Below are 15,811 nucleotides of genomic sequence, written 5' to 3'. Positions count from 1 at the left end.
ACGGCACGGCCCGGGACGTCCCACGGTGTCGTGCCGGTTGTCGGAGGTATGGAATAGCCGGACAAGCCGAGTAGCCGGACATCTCTCATGTCCGGCTACTCGTCTGTCCGGCTACTCGACGTGCCGTGGGTCCGTCCTCGGCCCGATGTCACGACCTCATCGGCGTGCTCCGCCGAACTGGGCCGAGATGGCGGACATCATGATGTCGGCCATGGCGGTGGCGAGTTGGGCGGGTGTGGGTGCGGCGAAGAGGGTGCGGACGGGGACGTCGACGCCGAGGGTCTTGCGCAGGCGTGAGGTGACCTGGGTGGCGAGGAGGGAGTGTCCGCCGAGTTCGAAGAAGTTGTCGTGGATGCCGATGGTGTCGACGGTGAGGACGTCGGACCAGATGGCGGTGATGGCTCGCTCGACCGGGGAACGTGGTGCGGTGTAGGTGGCGTCGAGGTCCGGCCGTTGTGGGTCGGGGACGGGGAGGGCCTTGCGATCGACCTTTCCGTTGGGGGTGAGCGGGAGTTGGTCGAGCGTGACGAACACGGCGGGGACCATGTAATCGGGCAGGTGCCGTTGCAGGTGGGCGCGCAGCTCGCCCGCGGTCGGTTCGGTCGGGTCACCGCCGTTCGCGGTGACGGTGTAGGCGACCAGGCGCTTGTCCCCGGGGGTGTCCTCGCGGACCACGACGGTGGTCGCGGTGACGGTGGGGTGGGTGAGCAACGTGGCTTCGATTTCGCCGAGTTCGATGCGGTAGCCGCGGAGTTTGACCTGGTTGTCGATGCGGCCGATGAACTCCATTTGGCCGTCGGGGCGCCATTTGACGAGGTCGCCCGTGCGGTACATGCGGCGGGGCGTGCCCGCGACGTCACACTCGATGAACTTCTCTCGGGTTTGTTCGGGTTGGTTGAGGTATCCGAGGGCGAGGCCGGTGCCGGCGATGAGGAGTTCGCCGGGGATGCCGATGGGGACGGGGTGGTGGTGTTTGTCGACGATGTAGAGGTTGGTGTTGGCGATGGGGCGTCCGATGGGGGGTATCGGGTCGCCGGGGGTGATTTCGGTGGAGGTGACGAGGACGGTTGATTCGGTGGGTCCGTAGTTGTTGATGACGCGGAACGGGAGTGTGGTGTCGGTGGGGAGGTGGAGGAGGTCGCCGCCGGTGAGGACGTATTCGAGGCTGGTGGTGTTGTTCCAGGGGAGTGCGGCGAGGGCTTCGAGCATGGGTGTGGGGACGAAGGTGCCGCGGATGTTTTGGTCCTGGAGCCATTGTTGGAGGAGGTCGGGGGTGAGGCGGATGGTGTCGGTGGTGATGCAGCAGGTGGTTCCGGCGGTGAGTGCGGGCCACAGTTCCCAGGCGGCGGCGTCGAAGCCGACGCCGGCGAGGAGGGCGACGCGGTCGCCGGGTTTCATGGCGAAGCTGGTCATCGTCCAGTGGACGAGGTTGACGAGGCTGTGGTGGCGGATCTGGACGCCCTTGGGCCGGCCCGTTGACCCGCTCGTGTAGATCACGTATGCGAGATCCTGTGGTGACGCTACGGGTTCCGGGTTGCCGATCGGCTCCTCGGCGAGCGTCGCCCAGTCCTGGTCGACGCGGAACTGCGCGGTGCCGGCGGGCAGTCGGCCGATGTGGTCGGTGTGGGTGACGACCACCGGCGTACCGGTGTCCGCGACCATGTAGGCCAGCCGGTCGGCGGGGTAGTCCGGGTCGAGCGGGGCGTAGGCGGCGCCGGCTTTGAGGATGCCCAGCAGGGCACAGATCATGTCCGGACTGCGATCCAGACACACTGCGACCAGGCCGCCGGGGCCGATGCCGTACCGGGTACGCAGGTGGTGGGCGAGGCGGTTGGCACGCTCGTTGACCTGACGGTAGGTCAGGATCTCGTCGTCGCCGCGTACGGCGACGACGTCCGGGGAGCGTTCGGCCCGCTCTTCGATGAGCTGGTGGGTGGTCTTCGTGTTCGGGTAGTCGGTGGTGGTGTCGTTCCACTCGACGAGGATCTGCCGGCGTTCGGCCGGGGTGAGCATGTCCAACTGGGACAGGTGGGTGTCCGGGGCGGTGGCGACGGCGGCCAGCAGCGTTTGGAAGTGCCCGACCAGCCGCCGCACCGTGGCCTGTGCGAAGAGATCGGTGCGGTACTCCACCGATGCCCGCAGGCCGCTGCCCACCTCGTCGAAGACGGTGAGGGTCAGGTCGAACTTGGCGTCCTGTACGGGGATCGGAATCGCTTCGACGGTGAGGTCGGGCAGGCTCCAGGTGTCGGTGTCGGGGATGTTCTGGAGGACGAGCATGGTCTGGAAGAGGGGGTTGCGGGAGAGGTCGCGTCGGGGGGCGATTTCCTCGACGAGTCGTTCGAAGGGGAGGTCTTGGTGGTCGTAGGCGCCGAGGGCGGTGTCGCGGACGCGGGCGAGGAGTTCGGTGAAGGTGGGGTCGCCGGAGAGGTCGGTGCGCATGACCAGGGTGTTCACGAAGAACCCGATCATGTCCTCGATCTCGGCCCGGTTGCGGCCCGCGATCGGCGTACCGACCGCGACGTCCTCCTGCCCGCTGTACTTGGACAGCAGCAGCTGGAACGTGGCGAGCAGGGTCATGAACAGGCTCGCACCGTTGCCGGCGGCAGTGGCCTTCAACGTGTCCGCGACCTCCGGCGGAATCGTGAAGGTGACGGCGGCACCGCCGCTGCTTCGCTCGGTGGGTCGGCGCTGGTCGGTGGGGAGTTCCAGGGGTTCGAGGCCGGTGAGGTTCCCTCGCCAGTAGTCCAGTTGGCGGTCGAGGGTGTCCCCGGTAAGCCATTGGCGCTGCCAGACCGAGAAGTCGGCGTACTGCAAGGCCGGTGCCGGCAGGTCGACTTCGTGGTGTCCGAGGGCGGCGGCGTAGCGGTCGCGAAGTTCGCGCGCGATGACGCCCTCGGACCAGCCGTCCGAGACGATGTGGTGCATCGTGATCAGCAGGTGCTGGTCCTGGTCCGCCAACCGGATCACGTCCGCCCGCAGGAGCGGTCCCGCCGCCAGGTCGAATGGCCGACCGCCCTCGACCTCGACGACGCGCCGGGCCGCGGCCTCCCGGGCGACCGCGTCCTCGATGTCGCGGAGGTCGTGAACGGTGACCGGCAACGGCGCCGGCGGGTCGATGAGCTGTGTCGGCTGCCCGTTGTCGTCGGCGACGAACCGGGTCCGGAGGATCTCGTGCCGGGCGACCAGGCCCGACAGGGCCGATTCCAGTGCGGTGGTGTCGAGCGAGCCGGTGATGCGGAGCGCGAAGGGGATGAGGTATTCGGCGCGTGCCGGCTCCAACTGGTCGAGGAACCACAGGCGTTGCTGGGCGAACGACAGCGGGAGGGGGTTGCCGTCCCGGGGGGTTGGGGTGATCCGGGTCGACTCGTCGGTGTGCATTCCGTCGATGGCGGTGGCGAGTTGGGCGGGTGTGGGTGCGGTGAAGAGGGTGCGGACGGGGACGTCGACGCCGAGGGTTTTGCGGATGCGGCTGGTGACTTGGGTGGCGAGGAGGGAGTGTCCGCCGAGTTCGAAGAAGTTGTCGTGGATGCCGATGGTGTCGACGGTGAGGACGTCGGACCAGATGGCGGTGATCGCCCGCTCGACCGGGGTGCGGGGTGCGGTGTAGGTGGCGTCCAGGTCGGGGCGGTGGCCGTCCGGTAGGGGGAGGGCCTTGCGGTCGACCTTTCCGTTGGTGGTCAGGGGGAGTTGGTCGAGGGTGACGAAGGCCGCGGGGACCATGTAGTCGGGGAGTTGCTGTTGGAGGTGGGCGCGGAGTTCGGCGGTCTTGGGGATGTCGGTGTCCGCGGTGGTGACGGTGTAGGCGACCAGGCGCTTGTCGCCCGGCGTGTCCTCGCGGGCGATCACGGTTGCTGCGGTGACGGTGGGGTGGGTGAGCAACGTGGCTTCGATCTCGCCGAGTTCGATGCGGTAGCCGCGCAGCTTGACCTGGTTGTCGATTCGGCCGATGAACTCCATCTGGCCGTCCGGCCGCCACTTGACCAGGTCGCCGGTGCGGTAGACGCGGGCGTCCGGGTCGGTGGAGAACGGGTTCGGGATGAAGCGGTCTCGGGTTTGTTCGGGTTGGTTGAGGTATCCGAGGGCGAGGCCGGTGCCGGCGATGAGGAGTTCGCCGGGGATGCCGATGGGGACGGGGTGGTGGTGTTTGTCGACGATGTAGAGGTTGGTGTTGGCGATGGGGCGTCCGATGGGGGGTATCGGGTCGCCGGGGGTGATCTGGGTGGAGGTGACGAGGACGGTTGATTCGGTGGGTCCGTAGTTGTTGATGACGCGGAACGGGAGTGTGGTGTCGGTGGGGAGGTGGAGGAGGTCGCCGCCGGTGAGGACGTATTCGAGGCTGGTGGTGGTGTTGTTCCAGGGGAGTGCGGCGAGGGCTTCGAGCATGGGTGTGGGGACGAAGGTGCCGCGGATGTTTTGGTCCTGGAGCCATTGTTGGAGGAGGTCGGGGGTGAGGCGGATGGTGTCGGTGGTGATGCAGGAGGTGGTTCCGGCGGTGAGTGCGGGCCACAGTTCCCAGGCTGCGGCGTCGAAGCCGACGCCGGCGAGGAGGGCGACGCGGTCGCCGGGTTTCATGGCGAAGCTGGTCATCGTCCAGTGGACGAGGTTGACGAGGCTGTGGTGGCGGATCTGGACACCCTTGGGCCGGCCCGTTGACCCGCTCGTGTAGATCACGTACGCGAGATCCTGTGGCGAGGCGAGAGGCTCCGGATTGCCGCCGGATTCTGCCGTGAGGGCCGACCAGTCGCGGTCGGTGAGGAAGCACGCGGCGGTGGCGGGGAGTCGATGCGCGTGGCCGCTATCGGTGATGACCAGCGGCGTGGCGGTGTCCTCGATCATGAACGCGAGTCGGTCGGCGGGGTAGTCCGGGTCGAGCGGGACGTAGGCGGCGCCGGCCTTGAGGATGGCCAGCAGGGCGCAGATCATGTCCGGACTGCGATCGAGGCAGACGGTGACCAGGTGCTCCGGGCCGATGCCCAGGCCGCGCAGGTGATGGGCGAGCCGGTTGGCGCGTTCGTTGAGCTCCCGATACGTGAGGGTGCCGGCGTCGCAGGTGATCGCGATGGCCTCGGGGCGCCGGTCCACCTGCTCCTCGACGAGCTCGTGAACGGTCTTCGTGTCCGGGTAGTCGGTGGTGGTGTCGTTCCACTCGACGAGGATCTGCCGGCGTTCGGCCGGCGTGAGCATGTCGAGGACTGCCAGCCGGGCACCGGGGCCGGCCGCGACGGCGCTCAGCAGGGTCCGGAAGTGCCCGGCCAGGCGTGCCACCGTGGCCTGTTCGAAGAGATCGGTGGCGTAGACCACCGTCCCGTCGATCGACCCGTCGGACTGTTCGGTGAGGAACAGCGTGAGATCGAACTTGGCGTCCTGCGAGGTGATCGGGACCGATTCGACAGTGAGGCCGGGCAGCGCCCAGGCATGGGCCTCGGGCACGTTCTGGAGGACGAACATGGCCTGGAAGAGGGGGTTGCGGGAGAGGTCGCGTCGGGGGGCGATTTCCTCGACGAGTCGTTCGAAGGGGAGGTCTTGGTGGTCGTAGGCGCCGAGGGCGGTGTCGCGGACGCGGGCGAGGAGTTCGGTGAAGGTGGGGTCGCCGGAGAGGTCGGTGCGCATGACCAGGGTGTTCACGAAGAACCCGATCATGTCCTCGATCTCGGCCCGGTTGCGGCCCGCGATCGGCGTGCCGACGGCGACGTCCTCCTGCCCGCTGTACTTGGACAGCAGCAGCTGGAACGTGGCGAGCAGGGTCATGAACAGACTCGCGCCGCGATCGGTGGCCGTCGACTTCAGCCGACCGACCAGCTCGTCGGAGATGTTGAAGGTGAACAACTCGCTCGCACCGCTGCGTACCGGCGGTCGGTGATGATCGGTGGGCAGCTCCAGGGGTTCGAGGCCGGTGAGTTTCCCACGCCAGTAGTCCAGTTGGCGGTCGAGGGTGTCCCCGGTGAGCCATTGCCGCTGCCAGACCGAGAAGTCGGCGTACTGGAGCGGCAACGCCGGCAGCGCGACCTCGCGGTGGTCGAGTGCGGCCGCGTAGTGCTCGCGTAGCTCGTGGGCCAGGATTCCTTCCGACCAGCCGTCGGAGACGATGTGATGGATGGTGATCAGGAGGTACCGGTCCTCGTCGGCTACCTGCGCGACAACCGCGCGGAGCAGCGGTCCCGTGGCCAGATCGAACGGGCGGACGGCCTCGGTTTCGAGGATCTCGCGCGCCGCGGCGTCCCGTGCCGCGGCATCCTCGATGCCCCGAAGATCGTGGACGGTCGCGGTCACCGGCCAGGGGGCGTCGACGAGCTGCGTCGGCCGACCGTCGTCGGCGGCGACGAACCTGGTCCGGAGGACCTCGTGACGGGCCACGAGTCCGCCCAGAGCACCCTCCAGGAGAGCGGTGTCCAAGGGACCGCGGACGCGGAGCCCGAAGGGAATGAGGTACTCGGCACGCCCTGGTTCGAGCTGGTCCAGGAACCACAACCGCTGCTGAGCGAACGACAGCGGGAGGGGACCGTCGTCGCGACCGGCCGGGAGGATGACGAGGGAGTCGTCGGTGTCCATGGCGTCGATGGCGGTGGCGAGTCGGGCGGGTGTGGGCGCCGCGAAGAGGGCGCGAACGGGGACTTCGACACCGAGGGTTTGGCGGATGCGTGAGGTGACCTGGGTGGCGAGGAGGGAGTGTCCGCCGAGTTCGAAGAAGTTGTCGTGGACACCGATGGTGTCGATACCCAGGACGTCCGACCAGATGCCCGTGACGGCTTGCTCGACGGGGGTGCGGGGTGCGGTGTAGGTGGTGTCGAGGTCGGGGCGGTGGCCGTCCGGTGCCGGGAGGGCCTTGCGGTCGACCTTTCCGTTGGGGGTGAGCGGGAGGTGGTCGAGGGTGACGAACACGGCGGGGACCATGTGGTCGGGCAGGTGCTGCCGGAGGTGGGTTCGCAGTTCGCCGGTCGTGATGCCGGCGTCTCCGGTGGTGACGGTGTACGCGACCAGGCGTTTGTCCCCCGGGGTGTCCTCGCGGACGATCACGGTCGTCGCGGTGATTGCGGGGTGGGTGAGGAGGTTGTTCTCGATCTCGCCGAGTTCGATGCGGTAGCCGCGGAGTTTGACCTGGTTGTCGATGCGGCCGATGAACTCCAGTTGCCCATCCGGGCGCCATTTGACCAGGTCGCCGGTGCGGTAGACGCGCGCGTTCGGGTCGTCGGAGAACGGGTCGGGGACGAAGCGGGCCTCGGTGAGTTCGGGTCGGTTGAGGTAGCCGCGGGCGACGCAGATCCCGCCCAGGAGGCACTCGCCGGGCACGCCGATCGGGACAGGCCGGTTGTATCGATCCACCACGTACGCCTTGGTGTTGGTGATGGCAACGCCGACGGGCGTGGTCTCCCATTCGGGGTCGACGGCCGTGGTCAGGCTCATCACGTTGGCGACGGAGCACTCGGTGGGCCCGTATTCGTTGCACAGGACCGTGGTCCCGCTGCCGGTGGCGAGGATGCGGTGGGCCAGCGTCGGGGAGAGGCCCTCACCACCGGCGACGATGGTGGCGATGTTGTGCCGCTTGCCGGTCAGTTCGAGGTGTGCGGCGAGGACTTCCAGGTGCGAGGGGGTGGCCTTGAGGAAGCTGATCGCAACGCCGGTGAGGATCGTCTCCACGGCGGCGTCGAACACGCTCTGGTCGGGCCCCGGCTGCGGGATGTCCAAGGGCAGACCCTGGATGAGCGGCAGGAACAGCGCGGTGACGGTCAGGTCGAAGGTGACGGACGAGTACAGGAGCGTGCCGACACTGTTCGCGTTCGTGGTGTGCGGGGGGTAGTTCAGGTCGCACCAGTGGAGGTAGTTGACCACGCCCCGGTGGTTGAGGCGAACGCCCTTGGGCCTACCGGTGGAGCCCGACGTGTAGATCACGTACGCCGGATCGTCCGGCCCGGCCACCGACACCGGATTCGTGATCGCGCCCACCGGCCAGTCCCGATCCACCAACAGGCGCGGAATCCCCGCCGGGAGTCGGTCGGCGTGACGGGTGTGGGTCACGACCAGCGGGGTCGCGGTGTCCTCGACCATGTAGGTGAGGCGATCGGTGGGGTAGTCCGGATCCAGCGGAACATAGGCGCCGCCGGCTTTGAGGATGCCGAGCAGGGCGCAGATCAGATCCGGGCTGCGATCCAGGCACACCGCGATCAACGTCCCCGGGACGACGCCCTGTTCGCGCAGGTGGTGCGCGAGCGCGTTGGCCCGCTCGTTCACCTGCCGAAACGTCAGACTCTCCGACCCGAAGCTCACCGCCACCGCGTCCGGGCAACGTCCGACCCGCTCCTCCACCAGCTCGTGAATCGTCGCCGTGTCCGGGTAGGGCCCGGCGGTGTCGTTCCACTCCACCAGGATCCGTCGCCGCTCCTCCGCCGTCAGCATGTCCAACTCGGACAACCGCGCACCCGGACTCGCCACGGCCGAGGCCAACAACGCCTGGAAATGCCCCACCAGCCGCTCCACGGTGGCCCGCTCGAACACATCCGTACGGAACTGCATCGACGCCCGCAAACCGCCCTCGGACTCCGCGACATCCAGGGCCAGCTCTGACCCGCCCCCGCTCTCACCGTCCGGGCTCGCCGCCGGTCGGCCGTCGCTATTCGGCCCGTGCAGGGCGAACATGGGTGTGCGGGACAGGTCGCAGGTACCGCCGAATTCCGTGACGAACCGGGCGAACGGCAGACCTTGGTGGTCACCGGCGGCCACGGCGACGCGCTCGACCCGGTCGAGCAACTCGACGAAGGTCGGATCGCCGGACAGGTCGGTCCGGATAATCAGGATGTCGGCGTCTCCGGCCGCGTCCCGGCGGCCGGCCCCGGCGGCGGGAGTGCCGACGGCTATGTCGTCCTGACCGCTGTACCCGGACAGCAGCGCCTGGAACACCGCCAACAGTGTCGTGGACAGGCTCGCGCCCCGGCCGGCCGCGATCTTCGCCAGCCGCCCGGTGACGCCGGCCGAGACAGCGAAGGTGATGGTGTCGTGGCCGCACTCGTCGGGTGCCGTGGACCGGCGACGGTCGGTCGGCAACTCCAGCGGCTCCAGGCCCGTCAACGCCTGCCGCCAGTAATCCACCTGGTGATCGGTCACCGTTCACTCCCATTATCGTTAGCAAATTCATACGTCGATGAGTCGAATCCGTGAGTGGCAGGTGGATCCATCGAAAAGGCAGCAGGCACCGGGCTCCGACCTGTCACGGAGATATCCGCGATAACGACGCTAGAGCGTTTCTGTCAACGACCGCAGTGGTCGGAAGTGCCGCATCGGCAGGTGGTCACAAGTACCCAGTTTCCCCGGGGCGCCGCGCTGGACACGATAAGCCCGTCACCTGTGGACACCCAGGTCACGGCAACGGCGGAGGCTCGGCTTCGGAACCTCGGCTTCGGAACTGCGGCTTCGGAACCTCGGTTTCGGAAACGCGGCGTCGCAAGCTCGGCGTCGGCGGAAGCGCATCCGCGAATACCGGCCCCGATCGCTCTGATCGCGGTCTCGCTCACGATGTGGAAAGGCAGGTCGGCTGTGGCACTGCGTCGGCAGTCCCCGAGCAGGGAATTATCCCGATCCCGCTCCCGTAATATCGTGCTCAGCACAATACCGTCCGATTCGCACACCTGGAATCTGCTGTTCCTTCAGCTGCTCCTCGAGGAGCACGGCTGTGAAGTCACCAATCTCGGTGCCTGCGTTCCGCTGACCACACTCGTCACCGAGTCGACGCAGTGCCGGCCCGATCTGATCGTGATCAGCACTGTGAACGGGCACGGTCTGCACGAAGGTGTGAACGTCGCCCGGGCGGTGCGCGCCACGGACGAGCTGCGCGACGTCCCGCTGGTCATCGGCGGCAAGATCGACACGTCCGGATCGCACGCCGCCGCGGGCTTCCGGCCGCTGCTCGAAGCGGGTTTCGACGCGGTTCTCGTCGGTGCGACGGCGGTGCCGGACCTGCTCTCGTTGCTGGATCGTGTTCCGTCCGCGGGATCGACCGGCACCCGCGAGACGGCATACGCCGATGCGACCTTCTGACCCCGGCGCCGGTCTCGGCGGCGCGTTCCACGACTTCCTGAACGCCGCCCGACGGTCGCGCACCCTCGTCGTTCAACCCCGGATGGGATTCGGCGACCCCGCGCGGATGCGGGCGGGCCTGATCGCCACCAAAGGCGCGGCCGCCACGACGGTCGGCACCCTGACGCTGGACAGCTTCACCCGAGTGGGGGACTTCACCGCGGTCGAGCGCGCCCTGCGGGAGGGCCGGTGCCTCAATGGGTACCCGATCGTCAACTTCGGCACCACGACCACGAAAGCGATGCTCGACGGCGTCTGCGGGACGGATTTCCCGCTCCAGGTTCGCCACGGATCACCGCTGCCGGGCCGCATCTTCGACGCGCTCATCGACGCCGGGATCGATGCCACCGAGGGTGGACCGATCTCGTACTGCCTGCCCTACAGCCGTACCCCCGTGCGGAAGTCCGTGGAGGCGTGGCGTGAAGCCTGTCGCAAGCTGGCCTCGCTCCGCGACCGCGGTGTCGAACCGCATCTCGAAAGCTTCGGCGGTTGCATGCTGGGCCAGTTGTGCCCGCCCTCGCTGCTGATCGCCATCACCGTGCTCGAGGGCCTGTTCTTCCGCCAACACGGGATCCACAGCATCTCCTTGAGCTACGCGCAGCAGACCAGCCCCGAGCAGGACGAGGAAGCCGTTCTGGCACTGCACGAGATCGCGGCGGAGCTGATGCCGACGACCGCGTGGCACGTGGTGATCTACGCGTACATGGGGCTGTACCCGAGCACCGCGCCCGGCGCCCTGGGCCTGGTCGCCGACGCGGCGCGGTTGGCCGTGCGGACGGGTGCCACCCGGTTGATCGTCAAGACCGCGGCGGAGGCGGAGCGCATCCCGTCGATCGCGGAGAACGTGACCGCGCTCGAAGTGGCCGACGCGGCGGCCCGCGGCACCGATCGGCGCTCGGCGGCGCCGGCTTCGACGGGCATCAAGGCCGAGGCGCGCGCGCTCATCGACGCGGTCCTGGACCTCAACGACGACATCGGCAAGGCACTGGTTCGGGCGTTCGCCCAGGGCTACCTGGACGTTCCGTACTGCCTGCATCCGGACAACGCCGGGCGGACCCGAAGTGTCATCTCCGACCGGGGCCGCCTGGAGTGGTCCCGGACCGGCTCATTGCCGATCGATCACCTCACGCCCACGCACCAAGCGGAGCAACTGACCTCGGCAGGCCTGCTGTTCGCCCTGAGCTATGTCAAATCCCGCTACGACGACGCACATTCCGCACACGTTCGACCTCGCGAGTCCCACTTCACGAGTTCGACCCCCACGAGTTCGACCCCCACGAGTTCGACCCCACGCGTTCGACCCGAGTAAGGACCGGACATGACCATTCACATCGATCTTCCCCCCGTCGCTCCCGCCCCCGCCGACGCCCTCCCCTCGCCGCGGCTGCATCTGGCCGATCCGCGTACGCGGGCGACGTTGCGGATCCAGCAGGCGCTCATCGCCGGCGCCCGCGAATTCCTGTGGGCCGGCGGGGCCGTGGAGATGTCGCACCCCATCATCGGCCCGGTGACCGACCCCGGTTCGCGCGGCGCGAAGCAGGCGGACATCGACTACTACGGGCACCACTACAAGCTGATGACCAGCGCCATCCTGTACAAGCAGGCGTCGTTGCTCGCGTTCGACCGGATCTTCCTGGTGGCACCCAACGTCCGCCTGGAGCCCATCGAGACGAGTTCCACCCGTCGGCACCTCACCGAGTTCCGGCAGATCGACGTCGAGGTCGCCGGGGCCGGCCGCGATGACGCGATGGATCTGGTCGAAGGCGTGATCCGGCACGCGGTCACCAAGGTCGTCACCGAGTGCGCCGACGACCTCGCCGTCCTGGAGCGCGACCCGGCGACACTGCGGGCCTTCGTCGAGAAGCCGTTCGCGCGCATCCCGCACGGCGAGGTGGTCGAGCGGCTGCGTCGAGGGGGATACCCGCAGGCCGCCGGCACCGAGATCGAGTGGGAGGCCGAGGAGCTCATCTCCCGGGACGCGTCGGCGCCGTTCTTCATCGTCGGCTACCCCAAGGGATCCCGAGGGTTCTACGACAAGGAGAGCACGTCGGAGCCGTCGACCCTGATGAACTTCGATCTCATCGCCCCCGAGTCGTGCGGTGAGCTGTGCAGCGGCAGCGAGCGGGAATTCGAGTACGTCAAGATCATCACGCGCATGCGGGAGACGGGTGAGAACCCGTCGAAGTACGCCTGGTACCTCGACGTCGTGCGCAACGGCATTCCCGCCAGCGCCGGCTTCGGCATCGGTGTCGAACGCCTCACCCGCTGGGTGGCCGGGCTGGACTCGGTCTGGGAGGCGACCGCGTTCCCGAAGCTCGCGGGGGTCGTGTCGCCATGACCCACCTCAAGGCACCCGGTTTCCCCGAGGACGCCGTACGACAGCGCGCGCGGGACGGCGCGGCCGCGATCTTCCCACCCCTGACCGACTACGGCACCGCCGTGTTCGGCGCCGAGCCGGTCGGCCGGGCCGCGCCGGCCGGCGACGACATCGACGCGCTGCGGCTGGCCCCGCCGGTCTTCATGCCGGGCCGGCTGGCCAAGCTGATCGAGTTGGGCCGCGAGCCGCTGTACTCGGACGTCCGCCTGGACTCGGCGTTCGGCGGCCTGCGGTCACCGCTGCCGGTGTACGTCTCGGCGCTGGGCTCCACGCGCGTGGCCAGTACCAGCCTGGCCATCAGCCGCCAGGCCGGCCGGATCGGCATGCCGATGATCATCGGCGAGAACGTCGCGCCGATGAACGGCTTCCGCTCGACCGGCGACGAGCACCGCAAGGGCCTGCTGGAGCGGATCCACGCCTACCTCGAGGAGTTGCCGGACGAACTCGGCGGCATCTGCGTCCAGCAGAGCACCGAGGACGCGAACTCCGAGGTATGGAACCACGTCTACAGCGATCCGGCGGTCGGCCGACTGATCGAGACCGGACGGCTGGTCTTCGAGCTGAAGGTCGGACAGGGGGCCAAGCCCGGACTCGGCGGTCTCACCATGATCAGCGAGGACGCGGTCCCCGGCCTGGACGACCAGTACGCCATCGAGCGGCTGAACTCCGAGGGCTCGGTGCTGCGTTGCTCGTGCCCGGGCACGTTCACCGAGGAGATCTTCCGCCAGCAGATCCATCTGATGCGCAACAACTACCCGCGCGCCCGATGCTGGGTCAAGCTCTTCCCCGGCCGCGATGTCGCGCAGGCCGCGAGCGTCGCCTGGCGGGCCGGCGCGGACGCGGTCACCGTGGACGGCGCGGAGGGCGGGACCGGCTGGGCGCCCACGTCGTTCCTCGAACACGTCGGCCTTCCGCTCGCCGAATGCCTGCGCCGGGTGAACCCGGACGAGGGCACGCTGCTCGCCGGCGGCCGGGTGTGGGACGGGCCGCGCGCGGTGAAGCTGCTGGCCCTCGGCGCCTCGGCCGTGGGACTGGGCCGGGCCGCGCTGATCGCCGTCGACGAGGACCCCGAGAGGGGACTCGAGCGGATGGTGGGCGCCATGGCGCTCGAGATGCGGCTGCTCATCAGCGCGCTCGGCAAGTACGCGACGGACGAGGTCGACGGCGAGGACCTGTGGCGACCGTCCGATCCATCGCGGCACGGGGACGGGTAATGGCGACGCCATCGACTCCGGTCGCTCCGGTATCACTCATCGTGCGTAGGCGGAGGGCTCATCATGATCTATGAGAACGCGTATGAGATCGTCACCGACGACATCTTCATCCGCCTGCCGTATCTGGCCCGGGACGCGGACGTGTTCCTCAAGATGGAGGGCCTGAATCCCGCCGGATCGGTCAAGCTGAAGACGGCGCTGAGCCTGATCGAGGACGCCGAGAATCACGGCCGGCTGTCGCCCGGAACCCGGATCATCGAGTCGTCGTCCGGGAATCTCGGCATCGCGCTCAGCTCGATCTGCGCCACGAAGGGCTATCCCTTCACCTGTGTGGTGGACCCGAACACCTCGACCACGAGTACGGACCACATGCGTGCCCTCGGGTCCGAGGTCGTCGTCGTCGACAGCAAGGACGCCAACGGCGGTTTCCTGCAGTCGCGCATCGCCTATATCCGGGAGCGCACCGCGGCGGACCCGACCATGGTGTGGCTCAACCAGTACGCGAACCCGGCCAACCCCCGCGCGCACTACGAGCTGACGGGGCCCAGCATGCTCAAGGAACTACAGCAGATCGACTACCTGTTCGTGGGGACCGGATCGACGGGGACGTTCGTCGGCTGCGCCCAGTACCTGCGCGAGTACTCACCCGAGACCCGCATCGTCGCGGTCGACGCCCTGGGTTCGGTGATCTTCGGTACGCAGCCCGGGCCGCGTTGCATCCCGGGCCTGGGGGCCAGCCGCCGACCGGAGCTGTTCCGGCCGGAACTCGCCGACGAGGTCGTGTTCGTCGCCGAGGGGGACGCGATCCGCGAGTGTCGGCGGCTGGCCCGCGACTACGGCCTCCTGGTCGGCGGCTCCACCGGATCGATACTCGCGGCGATCAGGCAATACGGCGCGGGCTTCCCCCCGTCGAGCCGGATCGCGGCGATCTCCCCCGACCTGGGCGAGCGCTATCTCCGGACGATCTACAACGACGGCTGGGTGAACGAGCGGTTCCGCGACTCGGCCTAGGTCGTGTCCACGTTGCCACCAGTGTCACGAGTGTCACGAGTGCGAAAGGTGTCCCCGATGTCGTCATTCCACGTAGTCGACGGAACGGTCGCGCAGGAGGTGATCGCCGCTTCCCCGGCGAAGATCCTGGAGATCGTTCGCGATACGTATCTCCAGCACAGCAGGGGCGCGACCGTGAACCCCAACAGCTACTTCCTGCGCTTTCCGGAGCAGCCGACCTGCCGCATCATCGCGCTCCCCGCCCACCTGGGCGGCGAGCGGCCCGTGTCCGGCCTGAAGTGGATAGCCAGTTTCCCGCCCAACATCGCGCGGAACCTACCCCGCGCGTCCGCCGTGCTCATCCTCAACGACGCCGAGACCGGGTACCCGTTCGCCTGCCTGGAGGCCTCGCAGATCAGCGCCGCCCGCACCGCGGCGTCCGCGGCGCTGGCCGTCGAGACGCTCGCGGCCGGGGAGTACCCCCGCAACGTGCTGTTCGTCGGTGCCGGGGTGATCGGACGGACCGTGTCGGACTTCCTCGCGGCGCGCGACCTGTCCGTGCGCGAGTGCCTGGTGCACGACCACGTCGACGCCTACGCGCGGACGTTCGCGTCCTATCTGTGCGACACGCACGGCTGGTCGGCGCGGAGCGCGACCGACATCGACTCGGCACTGGCGACGGCCGACCTCGTCGTCCTCGCCACCACCGCGCCCGCGCCGTGGCTCAGCGACGCGCAGACGCTCCGCCCGGATCAGCTGATCCTGAACCTGTCGCTCCGGGACGTGCACCCCACGGTGATGATCAAGTGCCACAACATCCTCGACGACCTGGACCACTGCCTGACCGCGCAGACGTCGCCGCACCTGACCGAGATCGAGTACGGAACCCGTGACTTCATCGACGGCACGCTCGCCGACGTCCTGCTCGGCAGGGTGCGGATCGACGCGGACCGCACGACCATCTTCTCCCCGTTCGGCCTGGGCGTCCTCGACCTCGCCGTGGGCCACCACATCTACGAGGCCGCCAAGGCCCGAGGAAGGACCACCGAGATCCCCACCTTCTTCGCCGAGCCCACCCGCTGGTAACCCCCACCCTGCCGCGACCACCCACGCCGCCCCCCTCGCACCCCGAAGCTCGCGCACGTTCGTGAAACCCGACGTGTGC

At 68.5% G+C, this 15,811-nt stretch carries 7 protein-coding genes; 6 read left to right on the top strand and 1 reads right to left on the bottom strand.

Annotated elements, in window-relative coordinates:
- Positions 1–156 precede the first annotated feature (156 nt).
- Positions 157–9,096: an amino acid adenylation domain-containing protein gene (locus OG928_RS02020; RefSeq protein WP_406278228.1), complete on the bottom strand. Its 8,940-nt coding sequence runs from the start codon at positions 9,094–9,096 to the stop codon at positions 157–159.
- A gap of 429 nt (positions 9,097–9,525) precedes the next feature.
- Between OG928_RS02020 and OG928_RS02015 the strand changes: the two genes are divergently transcribed.
- The 6 genes from OG928_RS02015 to sbnB all read left to right on the top strand — a co-directional run bounded on the left by OG928_RS02015 (position 9,526) and on the right by sbnB (position 15,732).
- Positions 9,526–10,026 carry a cobalamin B12-binding domain-containing protein gene (locus OG928_RS02015; protein ID WP_406278225.1) on the top strand — a complete coding sequence of 167 codons (501 nt, stop codon included), beginning with the start codon at positions 9,526–9,528 and terminating at the stop codon, positions 10,024–10,026.
- Positions 10,013–11,374 carry a methylaspartate mutase gene (locus OG928_RS02010; RefSeq protein WP_406278222.1) on the top strand — a complete coding sequence of 454 codons (1,362 nt, stop codon included), beginning with the start codon at positions 10,013–10,015 and terminating at the stop codon, positions 11,372–11,374. Before OG928_RS02015 ends, OG928_RS02010 begins: the two co-directional genes overlap by 14 nt.
- 9 nt (positions 11,375–11,383) lie before the next feature.
- Positions 11,384–12,403, top strand: a complete 1,020-nt coding sequence (locus tag OG928_RS02005) for an asparagine synthetase A (protein ID WP_406278219.1) — start codon at positions 11,384–11,386, stop codon at positions 12,401–12,403.
- Positions 12,400–13,656 carry a glutamate synthase-related protein gene (locus OG928_RS02000; RefSeq protein WP_406278216.1) on the top strand — a complete coding sequence of 419 codons (1,257 nt, stop codon included), beginning with the start codon at positions 12,400–12,402 and terminating at the stop codon, positions 13,654–13,656. The genes OG928_RS02005 and OG928_RS02000 overlap by 4 nt, the downstream gene beginning before the upstream one ends.
- Before the next feature lie 63 nt (positions 13,657–13,719).
- Positions 13,720–14,667, top strand: a complete 948-nt coding sequence (gene sbnA, locus OG928_RS01995) for a 2,3-diaminopropionate biosynthesis protein SbnA (protein WP_406278213.1) — start codon at positions 13,720–13,722, stop codon at positions 14,665–14,667.
- A gap of 57 nt (positions 14,668–14,724) precedes the next feature.
- Positions 14,725–15,732 (top strand): 2,3-diaminopropionate biosynthesis protein SbnB, encoded by a 1,008-nt coding sequence (sbnB, locus tag OG928_RS01990; RefSeq protein ID WP_406278210.1) that lies wholly within the window; start codon positions 14,725–14,727, stop codon positions 15,730–15,732.
- Positions 15,733–15,811: the final 79 nt, after the last annotated feature.

Origin of the sequence: Embleya sp. NBC_00896 (assembly GCF_045207785.1) — a bacterium.
GTDB lineage: Bacteria > Actinomycetota > Actinomycetes > Streptomycetales > Streptomycetaceae > Embleya.
This window is presented reverse-complemented; position numbering and strand designations above follow the sequence as displayed.